This is a genomic window from cf. Phormidesmis sp. LEGE 11477 (assembly GCF_015207105.1).
In the GTDB taxonomy this organism is placed as follows: Bacteria; Cyanobacteriota; Cyanobacteriia; order Phormidesmidales; family Phormidesmidaceae; genus Phormidesmis.
In genome coordinates, this window is sequence record NZ_JADEXO010000077.1 from 1 (window position 1) to 25,058 (window position 25,058).

Annotated in this window: 15 protein-coding genes; 4 read left to right on the top strand and 11 right to left on the bottom strand. The window is 49.8% G+C overall.

The features are described from left to right. The 3 genes from IQ256_RS19140 to IQ256_RS19150 all read right to left on the bottom strand — a co-directional run. Positions 1 to 2,322 (bottom strand): dynamin family protein (locus IQ256_RS19140; protein WP_193857158.1); only part of this gene is annotated, 2,322 nt, incomplete at its 3' end. A gap of 151 nt (positions 2,323 to 2,473) precedes the next feature. Further along, entirely contained in the window at positions 2,474 to 3,127 is a 654-nt protein-coding gene (locus tag IQ256_RS19145) for a hypothetical protein (protein WP_193857159.1), read from the bottom strand. A 58-nt stretch (positions 3,128 to 3,185) separates the two neighbouring features. After that, complete coding sequence (locus IQ256_RS19150; protein WP_193857160.1) at positions 3,186 to 4,127, bottom strand: NAD-dependent epimerase/dehydratase family protein; 942 nt, start codon at positions 4,125 to 4,127, stop codon at positions 3,186 to 3,188. A gap of 458 nt (positions 4,128 to 4,585) precedes the next feature. Between IQ256_RS19150 and IQ256_RS19155 the strand changes: the two genes are divergently transcribed. Together IQ256_RS19155 and IQ256_RS19160 are read left to right on the top strand one after the other, a co-directional pair. Beyond that, positions 4,586 to 8,587 (top strand): magnesium chelatase subunit H, encoded by a 4,002-nt coding sequence (locus tag IQ256_RS19155; protein WP_193857161.1) that lies wholly within the window; start codon positions 4,586 to 4,588, stop codon positions 8,585 to 8,587. A gap of 430 nt (positions 8,588 to 9,017) precedes the next feature. Continuing rightward, the gene (locus IQ256_RS19160) at positions 9,018 to 9,323 is read left to right on the top strand and encodes a HigA family addiction module antitoxin (protein ID WP_193857162.1); all 306 of its coding nucleotides are present in this window, start codon (positions 9,018 to 9,020) and stop codon (positions 9,321 to 9,323) included. A 5-nt stretch (positions 9,324 to 9,328) separates the two neighbouring features. Here IQ256_RS19160 and IQ256_RS19165 read toward each other — a convergent pair whose 3' ends face one another. After that, positions 9,329 to 11,767, bottom strand: coding sequence for a COR domain-containing protein (locus IQ256_RS19165; RefSeq protein ID WP_228025073.1), 2,439 nt, complete (start codon positions 11,765 to 11,767; stop codon positions 9,329 to 9,331). Here IQ256_RS19165 and IQ256_RS19170 point away from each other — a divergent pair. Further along, positions 11,757 to 11,999 carry a DUF2281 domain-containing protein gene (locus IQ256_RS19170; RefSeq protein WP_193857163.1) on the top strand — a complete coding sequence of 81 codons (243 nt, stop codon included), beginning with the start codon at positions 11,757 to 11,759 and terminating at the stop codon, positions 11,997 to 11,999. The two genes, IQ256_RS19165 and IQ256_RS19170, sit on opposite strands and share 11 nt — an antisense overlap. 85 nt (positions 12,000 to 12,084) lie before the next feature. On the opposite strand, the gene IQ256_RS30100 is transcribed toward IQ256_RS19170, so the two are convergent. Together IQ256_RS30100 and IQ256_RS19175 are read right to left on the bottom strand one after the other, a co-directional pair. Further along, the gene (locus IQ256_RS30100; RefSeq protein ID WP_255516219.1) at positions 12,085 to 12,207 is read right to left on the bottom strand and encodes a hypothetical protein; all 123 of its coding nucleotides are present in this window, start codon (positions 12,205 to 12,207) and stop codon (positions 12,085 to 12,087) included. A 4-nt stretch (positions 12,208 to 12,211) separates the two neighbouring features. Beyond that, complete coding sequence (locus IQ256_RS19175) at positions 12,212 to 12,487, bottom strand: BrnT family toxin (RefSeq protein ID WP_193857164.1); 276 nt, start codon at positions 12,485 to 12,487, stop codon at positions 12,212 to 12,214. Between the two features lie 150 nt (positions 12,488 to 12,637). Between IQ256_RS19175 and IQ256_RS19180 the strand changes: the two genes are divergently transcribed. Next, positions 12,638 to 16,573, top strand: a complete 3,936-nt coding sequence (locus tag IQ256_RS19180) for a hypothetical protein (RefSeq protein WP_193857165.1) — start codon at positions 12,638 to 12,640, stop codon at positions 16,571 to 16,573. Positions 16,574 to 16,772: 199 nt separating this feature from the next. On the opposite strand, the gene IQ256_RS19185 is transcribed toward IQ256_RS19180, so the two are convergent. The 5 genes from IQ256_RS19185 to IQ256_RS19205 all read right to left on the bottom strand — a co-directional run bounded on the left by IQ256_RS19185 (position 16,773) and on the right by IQ256_RS19205 (position 24,576). Continuing rightward, positions 16,773 to 17,699, bottom strand: a complete 927-nt coding sequence (locus IQ256_RS19185; RefSeq protein ID WP_193857166.1) for a hypothetical protein — start codon at positions 17,697 to 17,699, stop codon at positions 16,773 to 16,775. 371 nt (positions 17,700 to 18,070) lie between these two features. Further along, positions 18,071 to 18,925, bottom strand: coding sequence for an S-layer homology domain-containing protein (locus IQ256_RS19190; protein WP_193857167.1), 855 nt, complete (start codon positions 18,923 to 18,925; stop codon positions 18,071 to 18,073). Between the two features lie 151 nt (positions 18,926 to 19,076). Then, positions 19,077 to 19,907 (bottom strand): inositol monophosphatase family protein, encoded by an 831-nt coding sequence (locus IQ256_RS19195; protein WP_193857168.1) that lies wholly within the window; start codon positions 19,905 to 19,907, stop codon positions 19,077 to 19,079. A gap of 66 nt (positions 19,908 to 19,973) precedes the next feature. Continuing rightward, positions 19,974 to 21,431 (bottom strand): BCD family MFS transporter, encoded by a 1,458-nt coding sequence (locus IQ256_RS19200; protein ID WP_193857169.1) that lies wholly within the window; start codon positions 21,429 to 21,431, stop codon positions 19,974 to 19,976. Between the two features lie 85 nt (positions 21,432 to 21,516). Next, complete coding sequence (locus IQ256_RS19205; protein ID WP_193857170.1) at positions 21,517 to 24,576, bottom strand: response regulator; 3,060 nt, start codon at positions 24,574 to 24,576, stop codon at positions 21,517 to 21,519. Between the last annotated feature and the right edge of the window lie 482 nt (positions 24,577 to 25,058).

Below are 25,058 nucleotides of genomic sequence, written 5' to 3' on the forward strand. Positions count from 1 at the left end.
ATCGATACCTTTATTGAAAGCTTCTAATTTCAATTCATTTTTCATTTCTTCCTCATTCCTACCTAAAAACCAGCCGGCGGCCCCACTAGCTAGAAAAATTGGTAGTAGACCAACTCCAACAAAAGCTAACGCGCCTCCTACTACGGCACCGCCGCCAATCAAGCCTAATCCATCCCAAAATCCTGTCGCGTCTTTCACCGCATCGGGATTTAGTTTGGAATGAAATTTGAGACTAACATCCAGTCCTGATAGTTCGAGCTGCTTATTCAAACTAGTGCCAGTACCATCATCAATAGATTTAAGGACGCGCTGTATAGTTGCTAGTTTTTCAATAATCTCGCTCTCAATTTCTTCTACTTCAGGCTTTAGAATAGTTTCTGCAACAGATTCTTTCAACCAATTATCCAGCTCTTCAGAAATATTCTCAACAAATTTTTCCGCGTAGTCCTTGAGAATTTCTTTCTTTCCTTCAAGTTCAGTTTCCCACTGTTCGGCTTTACTGATCAGTCGGGCGTCAATATCCTCTAACCACTGATCCCATGAGTCGCAAACATCTGATATTGACTCTTCAATCAGTGACTCTTTAAGCACCTGAATTTTGACATCAAATCCGCTAATCTCGCCTGTCTGTTCTAGTATTTTGTTTCGTTCTGCTGCTGATAGACTGAGCTTTCCCTCCAAGATATTCGTCATTTTCTCGAAACCATCTTGGATGCCTGAAACAAACCGCTGAATATCTGCAATTCCTTTTTTGAGCGTTATTTCGCCTCTTTCCTCTACTAGGAAAGTTTCTAGGGCGCTTATGAATTCTGCAAAAGGCTTAGAATGCTCGTTGGGAGTCTGTGTCAAGGTTGCTTCCAATGCAGATCGCGCAGACACAAAGTGAACTCGACTGTCGTTACTGACTAGAGGCTTTGCTGGATTGCGTACAGCATTCTTTACTAACGCTTTAACTTGCGCTGCGTCTTTGGGCGATCGCAACAAATCCATAAAGTTAATCAACACGAACAAGTTGTCAGCCGGAGAACTAGGCTCTTCTTTCTGCAAACGATGCTTCAGGCTCTGTAATAGATCCCGCTCGCCTTTCGTCATCGGACGCTGTGCATTTGCCAAAAAGATAGCTGCGTCGGTATCTTGCAATAGTCGCTCAGTCACAGCCGTTCGATCAGGATGCTCGTTTAGTCCTGGAGAGTCCACAATCTCTACGTGATGACGGCACAGCTCTAGCCCCGGATGCTCCAGTACAATCTCAGCAATATTCGATTCTGCCAGCTCAAGCTCTCGGCTACCTAAAGCCGCTTCTTCTGGGATAGATGCCCGCTGCTGATATTGATCAAACGGAACTACAGCCTGTGTTCCATCTTTGTAATAACAGACAACTCGCTTCTCGGCACCGTACTTAAGTACAGTTAGCGTTCCGCTACAGGGAATGGCGCGTACTGGCTGCAATTCCTCACCGAGTAGCGCATTCAAGAATGTCGATTTGCCTTGGCTAAATTCGCCTACGACTGCTAATCTGAATTTCTGAGATTGAATCTTTTGGGCAAGCTGCTGCACTTCTTCTTCCAGTACTGATGGAAAAATATCGTATTCACCTTCTGTTTTGAGCACTTCTATGAGGTCACTGCAAATTGTGCCTAACTGCTCTCGATAGCCCTGAAACTCTTCGAGTTTCGCATATGATGGCTTGCGACTAGCCACACTTACTGGAGCCTTTGGCTTAGTTAAGAACTTAGAGGATAAAAAACTAGCTGCCTTCACAATCGCAGTATCAATACTTTGAAAGCGTTGAGGATCTAGCAGCCACCGTAGTTCTTCTACAGCATCTTGATTGACTTCAGACTGCTTGCCATCAAGGCAAGAAAAGAGCGCCTTTATCTGCTGAGTTGGCACGGCTGCGGCACTCGCTACTGTTTCGAGATACTGTCGTTCTTGCGCTTCCGCGTGGCCGTCTGCGATCGCTAATCTACAGCCAAATCCTAAAATGATCAGTTTCTCAGAAACTGACAAGGTGCTCATTAAACAACCAATCGCGTTTGGGCGAGCATAAATTTTATGCCTTTGTACGCCCTTCAGCATCAGAGAAATCATTTTCCCGAGGCTACTCTTAGGTGATACGAATTGACTCAGAACTTTTTGAAGATACAGACTTTCGCGATCCGCTAGCTGTCCGTCTGCGTAAGCGACCCCTACTAGCACCGTCACCATCGACGATAGAAACATGATCCGAGGAGTCAAATCGCGGTTCAGCACCTGCTGGCCCGTAATCTGTGTCAAAAGCTCTGCGCTGTCTAACGTTCTTGCCTCAAGAGATGAAGACATTCTTACCTTTTACATATGGCTAACTATTGCTATGTTTCCCTATGCATTGTCTGGGGTAAATTGGCGCTGATAAATTCAGGCGACGAAGCGCAGCACTGAACCGTCATCACTACTCGACTCAAAGCATATGACCTGAATCACTGAGCAGAACTCACGTTATCAAGCCGCCCAGATATTTCAAAATCTTTAGAACTTCATGTAGGTTATTGCGAGATTGCAATCTAGTCCCAAACAAGTCAGACACCCCGTAGCGTTGGCGAAGCCTCTCCTGCGGAGAATCGCCCAAAGTTTTAACAAATAAATAGCTACTGCCGTTAGCAACCATGCCATACAGCGGCAAATCCCGCCTTGGCGAAGCTGCCATATAAGCTAACGTCTGCGGTAGTGCCATCTCTAGATCGAAGGTCGTCTGTTTAGACTCAATCACCACAACCCATAGCTGCTCTAAGAGCACTAGTCCATCAATTCGTCCTCGCAGAATTTCGTTGTTGTCTCCTAGCGCTTCTATTTCAACGGGGACTTCTGCTCGAAATTTATAAGGCGTGCTGTAAAAACCAGCTAGTTCTAGCAGCGGCAACAGAATGACTAATTTGATGGTTTCTTCTAGCAGCGCACCGTCAGAAATTTGATACAGGTAGTTTTTTCGTACCTCGTCTAGTCTTGAACGCTCCGCTGCTGTCAAGCTAGGTAAGTCACTGCTCCATTCTAAGAAAAAATCCGGATCGTCACTCAGCGACAGTCCTAGCTTCTGCTCTACTTGCCGAAAAGTAGTGATGATTTCTGAAACAGCCAGAATCTGAGCCATACTCTGTATCTACTTCTACGCTTGTTGAGCGTCAGCTACATAGTAGAGAAGAGCACAATCAAGTTGCTACCTGAGACAGAATTTGATCATCCAGCGAGAAGTCAACGTCTGCTTTTTGCTGACTACTGGCGATGTAGTCATTTTCAAATGAGTCTTTGAGACCGTGGATCAGGCTGAATCGAGACTGCCAGTCTAGGTCAGCTTTGGCTTTGCTGATATCGGTAAAGAAATGCTGGACGCGCATCGGGAAGGCTTTCTGCTTGCCGAAGTCAAAATCTTTGGGATCGTAGTGGACAATCTCGATGGTATCGGGGTCTCTGCCGATGGCGATCGCACACCCCCTAGCCAACCCATCAAAAGTCACCGCCTTCTCTCCAGAAACGTTGTAGATCTCCCCAACCGCTTTATCATTACCCAGTACGGACACCATCGCTGCAGCCAAATCTTGGCAGTGCCCCAGATGAGTCAGCGCCATCCCACTACCGGGAATCGGAATGACCCGATCGCGTACTAGCCGATCAAAGAACCACTTTTCAAGTGGGTTGTAATTCTGCGGTCCATATATATAGACAGGTCTGATGGCTGTGAACGGAACACCCTGCTCACGCAGGTAATCTTCTGTGTGAAACTTTCCTTTGTGGCGGCTATTCGGATCAACTGGGTCGCCCTCTACATGCGGCATCTGATCGCTTTTGGCATAGACACCTGCCGAACTGACGTAGATAAAGTGCTTGAGCTTGCCCTTGAACAGATCGGCTAGCGGTTTGGTATGGGCTAACTCTCGACCGTTGTTGTCAAAGATGGCGTCGAAGGATTTGTCTGATAGGGCTTGCTTTAAGGCTTCGGGGTTGGTGCGATCGCACACAATCGTCTCTATTCCACCCACAGGCGCAGGATGATTTCCCCGATTGAGTAACGTCACCTCATGCCCTTGCTCAACTAGCTGCTTCGTCAGGTAGACCCCGATAAACCGCGTCCCACCAATCACCAAAACTCGCATAGTGCCCACCTTGTACATACTCAAGACCTTTCATCTCTAGCGTCTCAGATCTTGTTGCGTATTCAACTGACTTTTTGAGGCGATCTTTTAGCCTTTCTTTCAGCTTCGCCAATTCGTAAGTTGCTATAGAGTAGTTGCCGTAAATTGAAAGAGAAATATTGTCAATACTATAGGCTTCTCTTATATGAGCAATAAAAAATAGTTTTCACTCTTTCACCTAATAATGATACGACATGTAACAACAGCAGGTGTTGCCGAACACTGTGTCAACTTATGTCACAACAAGCCGTCAGCCCTGAGTATGTATAGCTTTCTCTGTTATTAGTTATTAGAGGTAAAATGCAGCTCTCTCTGTTTTAGAAGGCTTTCTTACCTTATTTGCATCACTTTGTAAACATTTCTTTCCATTAGGAAACATTCGGCTCTGTAGTCCGACATCTCACCTTAGGAGTTCACGCATGTTCACTCAAGTTCGACCCACTGTTAGACACGTTGCCCCACAGGAGTTGGGCGATCGCTATCTAGTAAAAGTGGTTTATGTCGTTCTAGAGCCCCAGTATCAAAGCTCTCTTTCCGCCGCAGTACGCTCGATCAATGAAAGCAATGCTCAAATCGCAGTCGAAGTCAGCGGCTATTTAATCGAAGAGCTTCGTAGTGAAGAGAATTACGAAGCGTTCAAACGAGACGTGGCTGAAGCGAACATCTTTATTGGTTCGCTGATCTTTATTGAAGATCTAGCTGACAAAGTCGAGGCAGCAGTGAAGCCCTATCGCGATCGCCTGGATGCTGCGGTCGTTTTCCCTTCGATGCCGCAGGTGATGCGCCTAAACAAACTGGGCAGCTTCTCGATGGCGCAGCTTGGCCAGTCGAAGAGCGTCATCGGCGAATTCATGAAAAAGCGCCGCAAAAAGCAGGGCAGCGGCTTTGAAGATGCCATGCTGAAGCTGCTGCGGACTTTGCCGAAGGTGCTGAAGTATTTGCCGGTGGAAAAAGCGCAGGACGCTCGCAACTTTATGCTGAGCTTTCAGTACTGGCTGGGCGGCTCGGCGGAGAACCTAGAGAACTTCTTGCTGATGCTGTGCGATCGCTACGTCTTGGCAGACAAAGAGATCGAAGGCGCACCTAGCGACGATGGCCTCACCTACGAGCAGCCCGTCACCTATCCCGATATGGGCATTTGGCATCCGCTTGCCCCTGAAATGTTTGAAGATATTCGCGAGTATCTCAACTGGTACGACTCTCGCACTGACATTCCAGAAATTCATCGCAATCCGCTAGCCCCTTGCGTTGGCCTGGTACTACAGCGCACTCACCTCGTCACTGGCGACGAAGCTCACTATGTCTCTATCGTTCAAGAGCTAGAGTACAAAGGCGCAAAAGTCATTCCTGTCTTTGCAGGTGGCTTAGACTTTTCCAAGCCTGTTGATCTTTACTTCTTCGATCCGCTAGAGCCGACTGAAGCAATCGTTGATTCTGTTGTTTCTCTGACTGGCTTTGCGCTAGTAGGAGGGCCAGCTCGACAAGACCACCCCAAGGCGATTGAGTCGCTTCAAAAGCTGAATCGTCCTTACATGGTATCTTTGCCCCTCGTTTTTCAAACTACAGAGGAATGGGAAGCGAGCGATTTAGGTCTTCACCCCGTTCAAGTCGCTTTGCAAATGGCGATTCCTGAGCTAGACGGTGCGATTGAGCCGATTATTATGTCTGGTCGTGATGGCATGACTGGTCGGGCGATTACTCTGCAAGACCGGGTAGAAGCGATTTCGACTCGGGCACTGAAGTGGGCCAGGCTGCGTAAACTGCCTCGTGTGGACAAAAAGCTGGCAATCACGGTCTTCAGCTTTCCGCCGGATAAAGGCAACGTCGGCACAGCCGCCTATCTCAACGTGTTTGGCTCTATCTTTCGGGTGATGGAAGAGATGAAAGAACAGGGCTACACCATCGAGGATATGCCCGAAACGTCTGAAGAGCTAATGCAGTTGGTGATCAACGACGCCCAGGCACAGTTCAACAGTCCAAATTTGAACATCGCTCACCGCATGTCTGTAGCTGAATACGAAGAGCTAACGCCTTATTCCGAGCGGCTAGAAGAGAACTGGGGGCCACCGCCAGGACAGCTCAACACCGACGGCCAAAATCTGTTGGTTTATGGCAAAGCATTTGGCAATTTGTTCATCGGCGTGCAGCCTACTTTCGGCTACGAAGGCGACCCGATGAGACTGTTGTTCTCTCGCTCTGCCAGTCCTCACCACGGCTTTGCTGCCTACTACACCTATCTAGAGAAAATCTGGAAGGCCGACGCGGTTCTGCACTTTGGCACCCACGGCTCGCTAGAATTCATGCCGGGTAAGCAGATGGGCATGTCTGGGAAATGCTATCCCGACAACCTGATTGGCAACACGCCAAACCTCTACTATTACGCCGCGAATAACCCGTCTGAGGCGACCATTGCCAAGCGTCGTGGCTATGCTTCGACCATTAGCTACCTGACGCCTCCGGCTGAGAATGCAGGGCTGTACAAAGGGCTTAAGGAACTGAGCGATCTAATCGGCTCTTATCAAACTCTGAAAGAGGGTGGTCGGGGACTGCCGATTGTGAACGCGATTGTTGAAAAGGCGCGTCAGGTGAATCTAGATAAGGATATTGAGCTGCCTGGTGAAGATGCGAGCGGGCTGAGTAAGGAAGAAAGAGACACTTTGGTGGGTAAGGTCTACATCAAGCTGATGGAGATTGAGTCCCGTTTGCTGCCCTGCGGACTGCATGTAGTAGGAGAGCCACCAACGGCGGAAGAGGCGATCGCAACCCTGGTCAATATCTCTGCGCTTGATCGCCCTGAAGAAGAGCAAAAGAGCCTACAGCGGATTATTGCTGAGAGCATTGAGCGCGATATTGACCAGATCTATCAGAGTAGCGATCGCGGCAACCTAGAAGATGTTCAACTGCTATACGACATTAACAGCGCCGTTCGCGCTGCGCTCACCGCCATGGTCGAAGCTCAGATCAATGACGACGGTCGAGTCTCGATGAAGTCGATGCTTTCTTCCTTTGGCTTTGGTGGCGCTAAAGATCCTTGGACTCAAGCCATTCACGATTTGGGCTACGAGAACGTTCAAAACGATGTACTAAAGCCGTTGTTTGAATTCCTACAATATTGCCTAGAGCAAGTCGTCAAAGACAATGAACTCTCTTCACTGCTCAGCGCGCTTGACGGTGAGTATGTGCTGCCTGGTCCTGGCGGCGATCCAATTCGTAACCCAGATGTTTTGCCCACTGGCAAGAACATGCACGCGCTTGATCCGCAGTCAATTCCGACTTCTGCGGCGGTTCAGTCTGCAAAAACTGTCGTAGATCGGCTGCTAGAGCGTCAGAAGAAAGAGAACAACGGCGCGTATCCTGAAACAATTGCAACAGTTCTATGGGGCACAGACAACATCAAGACTTATGGTGAGTCGTTAGCTCAGATGATGTGGTTTGTCGGCGTAAAACCTGTGCCAGATTCCCTCGGTCGAATGAACAAACTAGAGCTAATTTCTCTAGAAGAGCTAGGGCGTCCGCGCATTGACGTAGTGATTAACTGCTCGGGTGTGTTCCGCGATCTGTTTGTCAATCAGATGGCGCTGCTTGATCGGGCGGTGAAGATGGCAGCAGAAGCCGAGGAGCCGCTAGAAATGAACTTTGTGAGGAAGCATGCGATCGCCCAGTCCGAAGAATTTGGCATGTCTTTGCGTAATGCAGCCACTCGCATTTTCTCTAATGCCTCTGGTTCCTACGCTGCCAACGTCAACCTAGCGGTGGAAAATAGCAGTTGGGAAGAAGAGCAAGAGCTACGTGATATGTATTTAGCACGCAAGTCTTTTGCCTTCAACTGTGATAACCCAGGCATGATGGAACAGTCTCGTGATTTGTTGGAATCTTCTTTGAAGACCGCCGATGTGACTTTCCAAAACCTAGATTCATCAGAGATTTCCTTGACCGACGTTTCTCACTATTTCGACTCTGATCCGACTAAAGTAGTGGCAAGTCTGAGAGAGGATGGTAAGAAGCCCACATCTTTTGTGGCAGACACGACGACAGCGAATGCTCAGGTGCGATCGCTCTCCGAAACCGTCCGCCTAGACGCCCGCACGAAGCTGCTCAACCCCAAGTGGTACGAAGGCATGCTTGCCAACGGCTACGAAGGCGTGCGCGAACTCTCGAACCGTCTGGTCAACACGATGGGCTGGTCAGCCACCGCTGATGCGGTAGACAACTGGGTCTACGAAGATACCAACGACACCTTTATCAACGATCCTGAAATGTGCAAGCGGCTGATGGACTTGAACCCCAACTCCTTCCGGCGGATGGTGACCACATTGCTAGAAGTGAACGGTCGCGGCTACTGGGAGACCAGCGATGAAAACATCGAGCGATTGCAGGAACTCTATGAAGAAGTAGAGAATCGGATCGAGGGGGTTGAGTAGGCAGCTTTCTTTGATAAATGAATGAGCGAGAAGGGGTAGATGTTCATTTACCCCTTCTTTTTAGTCTGTAATTCCTGTTAGGTTGGGATAGCTTAAGAACGGCGGCAGAAGTGCAGATTGGAAAAATTAGGCACAAGGGGTTAAAACTATATATTCGTAGAAGCGACCCCTCAAAGCTTCCTGCTAAGCAGCTACCAAGAATTGATCAGATACTTGATCTAATTGAGGCGGCTACAAGTGCAGATGATTTACCCCGCGCCCAACCAGGACAAGAGGCAAAAGAAACGGGAGCTGGCTGTCATTCTTTGAAGGGCAACTATAAAGGCTTCCTTGCTTTTACGATAACTGGACCGATGAGATTAGTCTTCAGACCAGTGGGGAGTATTGCAGACGACTTAGACTACCTTGATTATCACTAGAGGGCAATTCGATGAGTGCTGTAGTAAAGAAGGTAACAACGAATCACAGGCGACAGCGTCAAAGCGCTGGCTGGCATCTGAAGCATAGTTATCTAGACACCTATGACATGACGCCCGCAGATCTAGCGGCAAAGCTGGATGTCTCGACGCAGGTGGTAGAACAGCTAATAACTGGGGAGCTAGCGATCACGGCAGCGATGGCGATCAAATTGGGGACTGTGTTAGAGACTAGTCCAGAACTGTGGTTGAATTTGCAGAATGCTCATGCGCTTGAGCAAGTTCGGCAGAGTGAGCTAATATCTGCTTGGGGTCGGTAGCAATTTTAGCCTTCGATAAACCCTTTCACACCCCCGACAACAACCTTAGCAGCGGGATGAGAGATAGCCTGCTCTAGCGCTTCATCACCTGCGGATTTTAGCGCCTTTATTGCACGTTGCTTTAGCGTCGAGTTCTGCTTGATTTCGGCTATGGCAGCTTGCCCAATTTTAGTTTGACCCTTGGCGCTGTTGGGGTTGTACTCTTCGGAGAGTTCGTCGAGCAGGGTTTTGATGTCGCGGGCAGTATGGGCCAGTTCTATGTTTGCATTGTTGTCGTTGCCGATAATAACGATGCTATCTTTGATGTCTCTGCCAATTGAGAGGTTCGTAGGTGCGTCCGATTTTGTCCTGGTTGCTCGAACTTCCTTTTCTTCTGCGTAGGGTGACATGGGGTCATCGCCAATATCGCTCATGAGGCGGCGCACGTCTACTTTGTCGTAGCTGGCGCGGCACTCGATGTCGTAGCGATGGTCGCCAATATATTTCAAAAGTAGTTCGTAGGGATAAGATTCTGGTTTGTTGCTTTCTTTGCATTGAGCACAGTTGCAAGGAATGAGTTCGTCGTATTTTAGGCGTTCGTAGGACTGGTGGATTTTCCATAGCTCGCCGCGCACGACTTCGAGCAGGGGCTTTTTGTTGGTGCCGCTGACGCGGATGTGGATCTCTTTTTGTGGGTAGTATTCGATGATTTCGGCTCTGGCCCAATTGTCGGCGAGGATGACGCCGTTTTTCCAGACGTGGTTTTGGTTTTCGATGCGGGAATTGGTTTCGACGATGAAGCGGGTGAGGATGCCTTTGGGCATGAAGTCGTAGGTATAGCGGAGAATGAGGTTGTCGGCGGAGTTCCAGTCGTATTGTGGTTTGCTGATGGGGAGGAGCTGGGGGGCGATGTAGTGGCCGGGGGCGTTCGGCCCTTGATTAGGTATTTCGTAGGCGAGTTTGAAGCGCATCATCAGCTGGAGGAGTTCGTCACGCAGGTCTGAGTATTCGCTGTCGAACCAGGTTTCGGCGGTGTCGGCTTCGGTAAAGCGGCCTTTGTTTTGGCGGATGGTGTCGCTGTCGGAGACTTTGTATACCGCTGTGGTGGCCCATTCGGGTTTGAGGATGACGGTGCGTTTGAGCAGTTTGTCGTCTTGGAAGTGGAGGCAGACGCCGAGATCGTGGAGGTAACTGCTGACAAAGAGCATACGGGATTTGTCAGTGCAGCCGTGTTGTACGCAAAGTTCGTAGTACTGTTGAAGAGTAATTGTGTTTTCTACCTTCCTTCTTCCTTCTAAGTCAGCACGAACATCTGCCCAAAAAGCGGGAAGGGAATCTCCAATGTGTGAAAGTTGTTGAATGTGGTAGCAGATGGCATCTTTGACTTTATACAGTCCACGGTTGCTTTCCAGGTTTGTCGGCAGGCTATCTTTTAAGTTATTAAATTGACCTTTGAGAAGGACTTCATCGATATCGCATTGACGATCTTGCTTTTCATTTTTGACAATGATGACAGGGCTACTGGCGGCAAGAAGTTCGATAACATTAAGCCAGTAGTAGAAATCTGTATTCTCTCGACGAGTGTCGGCCACAAGGATATAGAGTGATCGTTTAGTAAGAAAAAACTGATGGGTGGCGTGGTAGATTTCCTGTCCGCCAAAGTCCCAGATGTTCGTACGAAAGATATTGCCATCAGCCATTGCGAAGTCCCAGCGAACAACATCAATACCTTCGGTCGCTTTCTCGTTTGTAGAAAGTTCATAGTTCTCGTCATCAATTTTCTTTTTAAGAGAGGTCTTACCCGCACCGCCTTCTCCAAGAATAATAAGTTTTGCTTCGTAAAGAGATATGGGAGAGACTTCGGCTTGCAGAGAGAAATAGAAATCTAAAATCTTTGAAGGGTTGGATTCATCTGCTAAAACTTCTAGAGGAATGGGTAAAGGATTCCACCTCAAATCCAAAACATCTAACTTAGCTAAGTCCTCTGTCCAAATAGGTAAGTTGCTAATCTGGTTACTATTGAGAACAAGCCATCGTAGTGCGGGTAGCTGTCTAATAATGTCAGGGAAAGTGCTTAGATAATTGCCGCTAAGATTGAGCTCTTGAAGCTCTGTGAGATAGCCTATGCTTTCCGGTAGATCGCTCAACAAGTTACCGCTTAGGTCAAGACACTGTAGATTGGTAAGTTGAGTAATGCTTTCCGGTAGACTCTTTAGTCGATTATCACTAAGAATCAACCACTCCAGATCGCTAAGCTTTCCAACCTCTGGTGGCAATTCTGTCAAATCGCAAGAAGATAAGTTCAATTTTGTTTGTCTTCTTGTCGCTACCTCATCTATAAAACTAAGCCATTCGTCTCGAGTCACTGTGCCATTTTCCATCACCGCCGCCGGTAGCATAGCGTAAGGGGCTAAGCTAGTAAAAGCGCGATCGCTAGCAGCCAGGAGGATATTTATGACCCTCAAAGAACTTTTGATCCAAGAAATAGATAGCCTTCCTGATTCATTAACTGCCGAAGTTCTAAATTTTCTTCGCACCTTGAAGACGAAGCAAGCTCAGAAAAGCTCATCGACTAAGGATGCAACGGCGTCTCAAACTGAATCCTTAGACTATCCTTTGCAGGGAAAAGAGCCATACCGCTATGACGATCCCTTTTCACCTGCTGTCCCCTTAGAAGACTGGGACGTTTTACAGTGATTCTCCTTGATACTCACATCTGGGTGTGGTGGGTACAAGGTGACAGGCGTCTGACTGCTCAGTGCCAAGAATTGATTCAGGCACATCAGAACACTAGCACCACAACTCTGCTTACCGAGACTTCATCATGACCTACAAAGCGATTCGGCTTAGCCTGAGCGTAGTCAAATTGGTATTCAGGAAGCAGTTCGTCGTTTAGATTTTCCATGTTGTCAGAAGATATTTTGCTCGTAGTCTTCACGCTCTTGGCGAGTCGCTAATCGATCACTGATCAATCGCACATGGTCTCGCCTTTCTGTAAAAGCGATTAGTAGCAGCCGACCAAGCTGAGAATGACCAATAATGATTTCGCGAGATTCATCCACAGAGTGCGCTTCATCTGAGAAAATGACAGCCAAAGGATTATCAAAGATCTCCGCTTCTTTAAAGCTTACACCGTGCTTTTTCACATTAGCGGTAGCTTTTGGCTCGTCCCACTCAAATTTCATAGCTACATCGTAGCGGCGATCGCAACAAGCCCACAAAAAAACGGTAGCCGTTCTGAAATCTGGCTATAGGATTCTTAGATCACGGCAAAATGTCTCTATGCTGCGATCATGTAGTCCAGTGCTACAGGTCAACGCGATCGAGAGATAACCATGCGGCTCAATATTCGGCTAGATTTAACCTCGCCACAGGTCAGTAGTCGGCTGCTGGAGGGGCTAGATGCATGGGTGAAACTAGGACTGCTTTCTGAGGCGCAAGTGCGAGAAATCGCACTGACGATGAGTGAGCCGCTGCCGCTGGTGTACAAGCCTTTGGGCGGCGAAGCGACTGAAGCAGATGAAGCGGCTGGTGAGTTAGCGCCAGTGATGGCAACAGAAGAAAATCAGGTGCTAGCGCCGCCTAACCGGATTGCTCAAGCGCTGGCAGCGCTGGTCGAAGAAATCAGCGTTATTTGGCTGTTGTTTCTCGGGGTCTTTTTAGTTGTTGTTTCCTCGGGGGTGCTGGCGGCAAGTCAGTGGGAGTCGTTTTCGCCAGTAGGACAGTACTGTGTGCTATTTGCCTACACGCTGGCGTTTTGGGCAGCGAGCATTTGGGCGCAGCGGCAGGATAATTTGCGGAGTACCGGGCGGATGCTGGCACTAGCGACGATGCTGCTGATTCCGGTGAACTTTTGGATGATGGATCGCTTTGGCGCACTGAGCGATGCGTTTGGATTCGCCGTGTGTGGTGTGGCTGCGATCGCACTCACCCTACTTCCCCTTAGTCTTTCAAATGAACTGATGCCTCGGCGCACCAATCGGATTAATCTAGTTGGCCTGAGCTGGCTGCACTGGGGCTGGGGCTTTGCCGCTTGGCCAGTACTAGCCACCTACATTGGCGCAATCTCAACGGCGGCCAATTTGATCTATCAAGACCGTCATGCCGCTGAAGGCATCGTTGATTCACCCACTACTCCAACTGGCACCTCAACTGCCGATCCAACAGTTGATCCAACAACCGATCCAACAGAGCTGCCGAATGCCTCTGCTGCCGATCTAGAAAACAGCTCAGCGGATAGCGGTTTGTCGTTCGACGTGCTGGCAGTCGTGCTCTCTGGCGTCATTCTGTTGGTTCGCAGTTTGCTGATTGCTCAGGTGCCGCCGTATCAGCTCGGGCTAGCGGCAGGTATTTGTGGGTGGCTGTTGGTGTGGCTGACTCGCCAAAAATCTAGCCGGATTGTGTGGGAGAGAGTTGGATTTGGGCTGCTGGTACTGGGCTGGATAGTGACGGTGGGGCAGGTGCCACCTTTGCAGGCGATCGCAATTAGTATGCTGGCGCTCAACCTGCTCTGGATAAAACTACATCAGTCTTGGACAAGAGACTGTCTGCTGGCGGTTCTAGGCGTTTCGCTACAGACCTACGCGCTCGTGTGGACGGTGCTGCCAACGACGTTGCGCGATCGCCTGCTGACGCTGTTATCGACCTGGTTTGATATTGGCACAATTGAGACCGTAGACTGGGCCAGCCTGGGTTTCTTTCCTTTTCTATTAGGGATGCTGGGATTTGCTGCTTATCTTCGCTACCAAGAACAGCAACCCCTGGTGCAAGTAACAGAGCAAATAACGCTGTGGGCGGGTTTGTTTCTAGCGCTGTTGAGCCTGGGCAATAGCTTTACCGCAGCTGTGAATTTGACCCTATCGACAGCGACTTTGGCTTGGGTTCTAACCCACCGACGCGGGTTGCCTAGCCTTCTATTGACGCTAACACATGGGCTGGGTTTGGCAGCGGCAGCAAGCTGGATCTATTACGTTGCGCCGACGCTGAGCTTGTTGACTTGGGGCTGTATTGCTTTGGGCGGTGCGATCACCGAATTCCTGAGCCATCCTTACCTCCGCAGTCGGCGATTGCAGCTCAATACTTGGGGGGCAGGCGTGATCCTGGCAGCTATTAGCTATGGCCTGATGCTGGCGAGCTGGGCAGAGACGCCGCCCTGGCTGTGGCTATCGGTGCCGATGGTGCTGACCGTTGTCGCTAACCATCGTCAGACCCTTTGGCCTATATCCGTGGCTAAGGTAGCTACTCTCGGCTTTTTGATGCAGCTACCTTGGCTAGTCAACTGGCCTGTCGCTATTGCTAGCTTTGCGATCGCGGCCATCTGTACTGGGATTAACAGCCGTATCTGGCGGCGTCTATGGGCAGCTCAATTCACCGTGGGCTTCACATTGCTATTGATAGCGAGCGTCGTGTGGCGTGGCCTGCTAGAACGGATGGATCATAGCGCTGGGCGGATGACAATCTTCTGGATGATAGTGATCTGGGCGCTGTGGCTGATACAGCGGCAGTTGGCAAAGCGCTCCGCAGGCGAGCTGGGTCGGCTCTACACCAAAGCCCTACGAAACTGGGCGATGGGGCTGATGATCACGCTCTTACTGTGGGGAACGCTCGCGGTGGCAACGATACTTTCAGACGCTCAAGTCATCAGCTCTGACGGTATTGTCTACGTCAGATATCTGATTGCAAGCTTCATTCTGCTGCTGGCGGCTCTAGCCGAACGTCTGCGCCATCGCGCCGCCAACTGGCAGTATTACAGCGTAGCCTGGGCTGCTGGAATTGTAGTCGCCTTAGCACTGATGCTTCAGAGACCAGCAAGCATGACCTCCACGCTGATGCTATTGGGTATGGCAGCTTTGGCACTGGGGCTGATAGCTCAGATCGCTGGCGATATCTGGACAATCAAACATCCTCCCTATCGCTCTAGCTGGCATATTATTCCGGTCTTCTATGCGGGGTTAGGGCTATGGCTTGGGCATACGACATTTTCAGCCAGTACGGGCTGGTTCACTATTGTCGGGGGACTGCTCTGGGTGGGGGTAGGCCGCAGGCAGGCTTGGACGCGGCTCAATGCCAATCTGCCGAGTGGAATAGGACTATTGGGCCTCTCGATCGGTGCCTATGAACTGTTGATCTATCAGCTAGCGCAAGCAAGCGGTGGTGAAGCGGGTGACGGGGTGACGCTGTTAGCAATGCTGGCTTTACTGCTGACCGTGCTATACCGAGTGACGGGTCGCCAGCTAGCGAGATATTCGAGGCTTCCTACCGATTTAATTACGCTGGCAAATCATGGTCACTGGGCAGTGGCAGGGATACTGTGCGCGATCGCGCCAGCACCAGAACTTAGTCAGCCCCTAGGCATTACGCTTTGGACAGTCACAGCGCTACTCACTTCTAGCTATGCCGTTATAGTGGGTAATCGCTTGTGGACACCGCAGCCGTTAGTCGCTAATCATGCTACTTGGACAAGAGTAGGTCTTTTAGGGGGATTACTTTGCATAGCCTACGATCGATTCGCATGGTTTCCTAACCAAACCGGATTGTTGATCTGGGGTGGGGCAATCGCCTGTGGTATTGGCGCTGGCCTCTATGCACTGCCGTGGGAGCGCTGGGGCTGGAAAGATGAGATGCGATCGCTGGGCCTCTGGCTGCCTTTATTAACCCTCACCATCACTTGGACAAACGTTCACACTCAGGGACTGTTGATCGTCGCTGCCTTCTATGCCTGGATGGCAAATCGAACCGATCGAATCCGACTGAGCTATATTGGCATTGCTTTGTTCGATCTAGCGCTGGTGAACTATTTAAGTGACAATCAATGGCTAAGCGCAGTTACTTTTAGTCTAATTGTTTCACTTTCAATTTTGTATATCACCGAAGTAGAGCCGTATTTTCGCAACCGCTCCAAGCGGCAGCAAAAGCACTGGATCAGAGTGCTAGCTAGTGGATTAGTTGGCGTTAGCACTCTGTATCAGACAGAAGTATCCGAGCCGATTCTACTGTTTGCGACTGTCGCAGTTGTGCTAGGAATTCTGTTTATCTTCGCGGGACTGATCTTGAAAGTCAGAGCTTTCTTGTATGTCGGCACGGCCACTTTCGTCTTGCAGATTTTGCGAGTATTGTGGCTGTTTATCAGCGAGAACTCTCTGCTGCTATGGGCGGTGGGCATTGTCCTAGGGCTGGTGTTTATCTGGATAGCGGCGACCTTTGAGTCTAGGCGATCGCAAGTCTCTAGCCGCCTGTCTTTCTGGACCGCCGCGTTAGAAACCTGGCAGTAGCATTCACTCTTATTAGCTAGTACCTGTATCTTTGATAGTTCCGTTATTTTTTAGCCTGTACCGGATGCATACTCTGCGAGAAGGCAAAGCCTACGGGACAGGCTAGTCACTTGGCCCGTTGTCCTGTAGGACTTTCGGCCTGAAGACTGTACCTCAGCCAAGTGACAAGAGCTGACAAGAGCTATAGATATCAGAGTCCTTAGCTATCAGGGCAGCGGTACCAAACAATCCCACTAGCCGGATCGCTTAAAGACATGCGATCGTCAGATAGCTGAAAGGTACTCGTCTTTGAAAAAGAGGTGCCTTCACTAAAAAGCTCAGCATATACCGTAATCTCAGACTCTCCCTGTGCGATTACCTCTACCACCGGCCCTGAAGACTCATAGAACTGAATGCGCCTCGGCTCAAGCAAAAGGCGACCATCGCTGTAGGGTACAGTGCATCCTTCTATGCCAGCATCCCACTTCCCCTGAAATTGAGCTGGAATCTCGGAGACTAGCGCAGTGTTAGTGGCGGCGGCGGCTGTTGTGCCAACGTAAGTGCTCCACCCTGCAATCTCAGGTCTTGACGAGCCGCCATTGGTGCCAACCCTAAGAACGTTTTCTTCATTAGGTCCAGTGCGCTCTGGATGAGAGAAGTAAAATAGACAGGGGCCTAGTCCAGTGCCAGAACAGGAATCAACTTCTGTGTAGCCCTCATCGTACAGCGCTCGTTCCCCACCATAAGGCCCAGGTTCAGGGCCTGCTTCCGGTACCCAGCCCTGCTGGATAATCCGCGCTCTAGCCTCGGCGTAAGGCATGCCCATTTCAATATCGACAGTATTATCTACCGCTGTTTGCGAACGGTCTTCAACAGCCCCAGCATCTTCGCCAGCTTCAGTCGCCGAGACAGCAGGAACTTCTTTCCCAATAGGTTCAGATTCAACAGAGTCAGCTTTAGGCACAGTCGGTTCGGAAGTGCCTTTTGCCTGTTTAGCAGTATCTTCTTCGGTTGTGACAGCGGACTCTACAAGTGCGGTGTTGGGCTGAGACGACGAGCAGCTAGCACCTAGAAGGCCGACGAGAACTGTCAAAATTCCAAGCTTCAATCCAAGCCTCAACGATGGGCTGCGAAAGTTCTTAGTCATGAGAGTCATAAAGTTTGGTTTTGATCGAAAAGTAGGTGAAAGATAAGCGTGCTTAGATCTTGTGTAGATCTCCTGGCACGCTCTTCGATATATATCTAGCAACGAATGCTTATTCAAAGAGAGTGCCAAGCCTGTGCTCGCCCGCCCGCCACTTTGCTCTTTGGTAACAAAGGTTTTGCTGTTATATAGATGTGCAGAGTAAAGTGGCGAACGCTATGGTTCTAAAGTATTGTTCCCTGCTTTGAGTCAGACGGACAGCTGCATAAAAAATTCGCCGCTTCAGATATCGCTAGTCACTTGACCAGCGATATATAGCCTCTACCTGAGAGATTATTGCCTATAGTCAGACGCCTACAGCCAGACGCCTACAGTTAAAAACCAACAATGTGTGTTGTGGCAGGACTAGCGGCATTAATAGGCGCGATCTCGTCTTGTTTGACCAGGGCCTGATAGACCATGGCGGCCACTTCGCCTCGCGTGGCGGCTCTGTTAGGTTCTAGCCGCGTCGGCATGGTGACAGGTGCTGTATTGACGACAATGTCATTCATGGTGGCGGCGGTCGCCGGGCTATAGGCCCAAAACGGGATCTGGCGCATATCTGTGTAGTTGGTCGCCAGAAACATTTCAGTATCGTCTATAGGATCTAGACCTAAGCCGCTGCTGAGTGCTGTAATTACCTGAATTCTAGAGATATTAGAGCTAGGATCAAATCGGCCTTGGCCCACACCGCTCATAAATCCACGAGACTCTACAAAACTGATGGCAGGAACGGCCCAGGCGACATTACTAATATCTGTAAAGGTAATCGCAGTTGATCGCACTGCAGGCGCATCGGCAAATGCCTTGGTCAGCATCGCTGCGAACTCGGCGCGGGTGAGGGGTTGGTTCGGGCGAAACTGACCGTTATCATAGCCGCTGATGTAGTCGCCAACAGCTAGACCACCGATGAAGGGCTGGGCCCAATAGTCTGCACCAACGTCGCTAAAGCTGTTGGATTGCTTAGTATTAGTAGCAGGTTGAGATGAAGCGATCGCACCGACATCTTCGGTCTTCGCTAATCTCATGCCTGCTTCGTTGAAATCTGCTTTAGCAGGGGCGATCGCATTCAAAAGCAACCCAGCGGCTAGGCCAAGCGGCAGAAAAGGCAAGACGCTGTTTTTTAATCGTGCTGTTGACGCCAACCCGAGCTTACCTGGTAAATCTGCGCTGATGCCGTTTCTCTGCATGTATAGCTATTGAATGAATAATAAACAAAGGTATTCCCAAAATTACCACTAGACCTAACAGCCCGTAAAACAAATCGGAGACATTACCCGCCATAGCCAGGCCGATGAAACCAAACAAGGTGATTCCCAAGAGCATGTAACAGCCAGAATTTTACAGAATAACTTTGACCAAATTCTCGAATTTTTCAACCAATTCTGGCCGGGCAACCAGCGTTGGAAAAGGATGGGTGCTGTAGTCTTTACCCACTTCTAGCGGAAAGGCCGCTTCTCCATTGAGGTCGATCCAGCTCGCGCCAGCAGCCTGCGTGATCACCCACACTGCTGCAATATCCCAAATTTTGGGCGTGGCTTCTACCGCACCAAGACATACCCCTGAAGCGACGCTCAACAGGTTATAGGTGGCTACGCCCAGCATCCGAATTTTGCAGGGAAATGGATTTTGCAGCACTTTTAGACTGCGAGCGCACAGGCTAAACAGGCGAGTATTAGATGGCGCGGCTGAACAATCTGTGCCAATACAAATGGCTTCGCCGTTGGCAAAAGCGCCTTTTGGCATATCAAGTCCAGAGCGGCCAGAAAAGAACCCGTGGAAGTGCTGGTCGATTGGGGGGATGTAAACATGGCCAAAAACCGGCGTACCTTGGTAGAGCAAACCTAGTGAAACGCCCCACAGTGGCACCCCGCGCGCAAAGTTGGTCGTGCCGTCGATCGGATCGATCACCCAGCACCAGTCTGTAGCCGGAAAGGTATGTTCGGCTTCTTCGGTCAAGACGCCGTGCTCAGGAAAGGCTTCGGCAATGCGATCGCGCAACTCCTGATCCGCCCACTTGTCGTACTTTGTCACTAGGCTACCATCTGATTTTTGCTCAGCGGTGGCTGTGCCAAAGGCACTTATCAGCTCTGCCCCGACTTGTTCGCTGGTGCTCCTAGCAAAGTTGGTAATCTGATGCCAGTAGTCTGCTGTGGTTGTGGCGTCTTTCATGCTTTGGCCCGATTGTCTAGTAAAGTCTTTAGTTAAAATCTCGATGAAAATTCTAACTTTGGCTACTTAGTCTAAATCATTCTCTAGCGCTGCACTGATTGCTTGTTTGGCATCGAGCTGAAATTCAGTAATGTCTACGCGGCCAACCAGGGCGATCGCAATCCACATGCCCACCGCCTGCACAGCAAATACCAAGCCATAGGCCGGCAGTAGCTGGGCCGCGCTAGGATCTGACACCGCCGACGCGCCCGTCAACACCTTGCCCAAAGACAACAATCCGCCACCCAATAGAGAAGCGCCCCCTTGGGCCATAGCCTGGGCCAAGCTCCAAGCGCCAATAAAAGTCCCTGCTGTTTCAGCCGCCGTTAGATCTAGCATCAACACAATCGAACCTGTCGTCAGCACGCCAGAGGCCAGACCAAATAGGCCCACTGCTAGATTTAGCGCCATTGGATTGGCCGTTAGCCCCACTGCGATCAGCCCCAGCAGAAAGACCGAGGCTATCCCACAGCCTAGCTTTACCGTTTGTTTCTTGCCTAGCATCGGCATCAGCACGAAGCCTGCGCCGATAATGCCAATCAGCGTGCCCATGCCAAAGAAGGCATTGATCGTCGTTGTTTGCTGAATGGTCATGCCAAAAATCTGGCTGCCATAGGGCTCTAGTACCGGATTTTGCGTGAACAAGCTCAGGCACAAGACGAGTAAGAAGCAGAAAAATAAACCTGTCTGGCGGCTAGCTGTAAGCACCTTTAGCGCCTGGGCAAAGCTGATGCTGTCGTCTCTATCGCTCGCCATCGAACGCCGTGATCGCCGAGAAAATCGCTTTTCAATCCCGACCGTACTCACCAGCGTCAGGGTAATTACGATGGCTGGGACCACGATAAACAGGCGGTTAATTGGCCCTTTTAGCTCGGCAATCGTACTTGCATTTTCCACCGAGCCCAGCACAATATTAATTATGGCCACACCTGCCACAATGCCGAGCATCAGCATCGACCAGCCGATACCGACAATCTTTGACTTGGTTTTTTCGTCAGAGACATCGACCAGCAAGGCGGTAAAAGGCGTAGTAGCCGATAGCGCGATACCGTAGAGAGCAAATACCGCTGCCAATAGTCCGGCCCAGGGGTAGGCACCAGCTCCCCAGCCAAAGTCGGCTACGTGCTCACCTAGTCGCCACATTACCTGCACTGCGACAAAGGCGCTGATGGCCATACCGCCGATACCCAGCCAGATGTATCCACTGCGATGATGCCCTAGTAATGGTTTCGCATCCGATAGCTGACCAAACCAGACCCGAATCGGTGCCATAAACTGATAGACCGAAATCACGCCTGCGGTCGCCAGGGCTGGCACTTGCAGCTCGTCAATCATGACTCGATTGAGCACGCCTAGCGTCAGCAAGGACATGATCCCTAGACCCATATTGAAAAGGCCCAGACGCACCATAGAAAACAATCCAATTTGAGGCTGCTTTTGAGGCTGCTTGGGACTGGGTGATATAGAGATCTCGCTGCTTGCCATTGCTGCTTGCCGGTGCCTATCTAGCTGAATGAAGATCGAAGGGTGTCATAACAGCATAGGAGATCGCAGGCGCTACATATGTTTACTACAGCCCCTCTTTGTAGGTTTGTATCGCGACCTGAACTTTTTCGTATTCGCCTACGACTTGAACCATCAGTGGCAGCGCTGGCTCGATACAGTTACTTCTGCCGACGGCTTCTACCGACTGACATAAATGAAAGAGTGACATTGCTCCGACACAGCCACTGAGCGATTTTAGGGCATGTGCGGTATCGGCAAGGGCGATCGCATCTGCCTGGTCAATTGCAAATTGAATTTCTTTCATCCGCTTGGGGGCGTCGTCTACAAAGCCGTCACAAACTTCTTTCAAGAAGGCACTGTCGGTATCAAGGCTTTCGATGATTGTGGTGTCTAGGATGGGTAGATCAGGACAACTTTCGACCTGCGGAGTCCTCTGTTCAGGCGCGTTTGTCTGTTTAGCTTTTCTATCGAACGGACACTGTTGCAACACCATTGCCAAGTCGCGCCTGCGGATCGGTTTTCTGACGTAGTCATTCATGCCGGCTGACAAACAGTTTTCGCGATCGCCCTGCATGGCATGCGCCGTCATCGCCACGATGTAGGGCTGTTCGCACTCAGAGTCTAAGCGAATTTTTTGGGTGGCCTCTAGTCCATCCATCTCTGGCATCTGTACGTCCATTAAAACCAGGTCGTATGGCCGCTTTTGCAAGGCGGCGATCGCCTCTTTACCATTGCCGACAACATCGGCCTGATAGCCATAGGTTGCTAGCATTTGCAGCGCGACTTTTTGGTTGAGCAAAATATCTTCAGCGAGCAAGATATGCAGAGGTTTTTGAGCGCTGAGCAGGGTATCGGCAGGCAGCTTTGCGCCGCTGTTGTCTTCAAGGCCACTGTCGGTGTCATCTTCACGTTCGCCATTTTCGCCACTGCCGACGTCGCTTTGCCATGTCCCCGCTTCAGGTTCTAGAAGTTGAACCAGCGCATTGTAGAACTGCGATCGCCTAATCGGTTTGAGTAGCCGCGTGGTTTTATCCCCTAGCAGTGGAGAGGCCAGGGCGCTGTTCGAGCGAGTCTGTAGTAGAATCAGCGGCACCGTCGAATAAGAGAGAAAATCTCGAACCTGAGCCGCCGATTGGGTGCTCCCTAGCTCCAAAACAGATTCGTCAATAGTAATCGCATCAAACTTATGCGGACAAAACAGCTTCACTAGTGCTGCCTCTGCGGACGCAGCGACTTCTACTATCAAGTTCCAAGATTGAGCCTGCAGAGCCAGGGATTTGCGGCTAACTTCATGACTGTCAATAATCAACAGCCGCTTACGCTCTAGTCCAATCTGAGTATGAATACGCCTGTCCAGGGAAGACCTGTGAGCGCCCGAGAGCCTCACTGAAAAGCGAAAAGTAGAGCCCTCTCCTAGATCACTGGCGACATCAATTTTACCGCCCATCAGCTCGACTAGCTGCCTACTGATAGCGAGACCTAACCCAGTTCCACCATATCGCCGGGTCATGGAGGTATCCGCCTGGCTAAATGGTTTGAACAGATGCGTTATTTTCTCTTGGTCGATGCCGATACCCGTATCTTTAATCAAGAACTGGAGTTCGTATTCGGGCTTAGTTTCGCGCTTAGTGGTGTCTGTGATCTGTGCGCCGCCAGCAACTGGATTGATACTAGCCTGTATACTTACCCCACCCTTTTGAGTGAACTTGATACCGTTGCTGACCAAATTAGACAAAATTTGCCGCAGGCGCACTTCATCGCCTTCAAAATACGCTGGAACAGTGGTCGATCCGATCGGTTCAATCACTGATGTGAGAGAAAGTCCTTTCTCCTCTGCTTGACTAGAGAACAACGTAAGAACTTGTTCTACGCACTCGTATAGGTCAAAACGACCAGCTTCTAACTCTAAGTTATCAGACTCAATCTTAGAAAAATCGAGAATGTCGTTGATTACTGCCAATAGAGTATTTCCGCCCGTCTGAATAACGTTGACGAAATCTTGCTGTTGAGCATCGAGTCCAGTGTCACCTAGTAGTTCAGTCATGCCGAGCATCGCATTCATCGGCGTGCGAATTTCATGACTCATCATCGCCAAAAAGCTACTTTTGGCCTTAGTTGCAGCCTCGGCAGCTTTGGTCGCGGCCACCAGCGATTCGTTAACGCGCTGCTGTTCTAGCTGTTCTAGCATCAACCGCTCCTCTAGCTGTTTCTGCTGAGTAATATCAAAGGCCATACCGCCTACGTATCTTTGCCCTAACTGATCGGCAAAGGGAAATTTGTTTACCCGCCAGTATCGGTCAACGCCATCTGGGGTAGGCACCACTTCGGTCAGCGCTTGAGATTGGTTTGTTGACAGCACCATTGCGTCATTTTCACGCACCTGGTTGGCTGCTTCCTTAGGAGAAAGATAGAAATCATCTTTACCAATTAGTTCATCTGGCTGCAGCCTAAACTCGCGCTCTAAGGGCTGATTGACATAGGTGAAGCATCCCTTAGAATCTTTCATGAAAACCATGGCATCGCTGTTGTCCATGAAAGCCCGCAAGCGATTGTCACTGTCTTGTAGAGACTCTTCGTTTTGGCGGCGCTGGATCAGGCGTCCTAGAGTAATCGAAATAATCTCGATAATTTCAATCAGCTGCGGGCTTTTTGGTAGAGTCTCCGTACTAGAGAACAGTAAAACCGCTAGGATATGATCTCCTGCCAATAAAGGAATGCCAAACGTTGCTCTAAAGCCATAGGCAGTAGCCGCTTCAGTCCGCACGAAGACCTCGTCATCGACTGCTGAAACGTCCGTATGCCATTCCCACTGCCCAGAGCTCCACACTCGCCCAGGAATACCTTCTCCTAGCGCAAATGTAGATTTCTGGCTGAGTTGTTCAAAGTACCTACAGTTAGCGGCTGATTTGCTGACTTCGGAGTCACTATCGATGTTGCAAAAAGTTGTTTGATTGGTCAGTCGATGGGTCTTGGGATCTAGCTGCCAGGCTTCACCATAGTTCCATCTGCACCATGTGCAGATTGTTTGAACAACTAGAGGAAGAGCAGATGCTAAGTCTGGGGAGGTATCTACCTTTAAGATCAGGTTTTTTAGGAGTAAGAGCGGGTCAGTAATCAACTGCATATCTATGAGGATACGGAGGATTGGCAATCAACCGCATAGCTAGGTATACGAAGAATCGGTAATCGACCGCATAGCTAGGAATACGGAGAGGTGGTAGTCAACCACATAGCTAGGAACGAAGCATTAGCCGCGCAGCACTAGTCGCTGAAACAGTGATATTCCTTAGTTTTATCTTGTTGTATTTGATGTGTGACTTTTAAAAGTTTACCCATTCTTAATCTCTGCCAAGACAGAAGATTAGAGACTATGCGAAAAAAGGAAAAGTGCGTAAAAAAGCTTACTCGGTACGTGAGGTAATTACTTGCAAAGACTGCTTGGCTATGATAGGAGCCAAAAAAAGGGCGATCGCAAATGCGATCGCCCATCAGCTCGTACCTAAGTTGTCATCTCGAAAATCTCATCAGAGATCTTTAGAGATTTTGTCTAGAAAGGAAACTCACAAAATCAGCCGTCTCCTAACAGCTAATTGGTCAGTAAAGAAA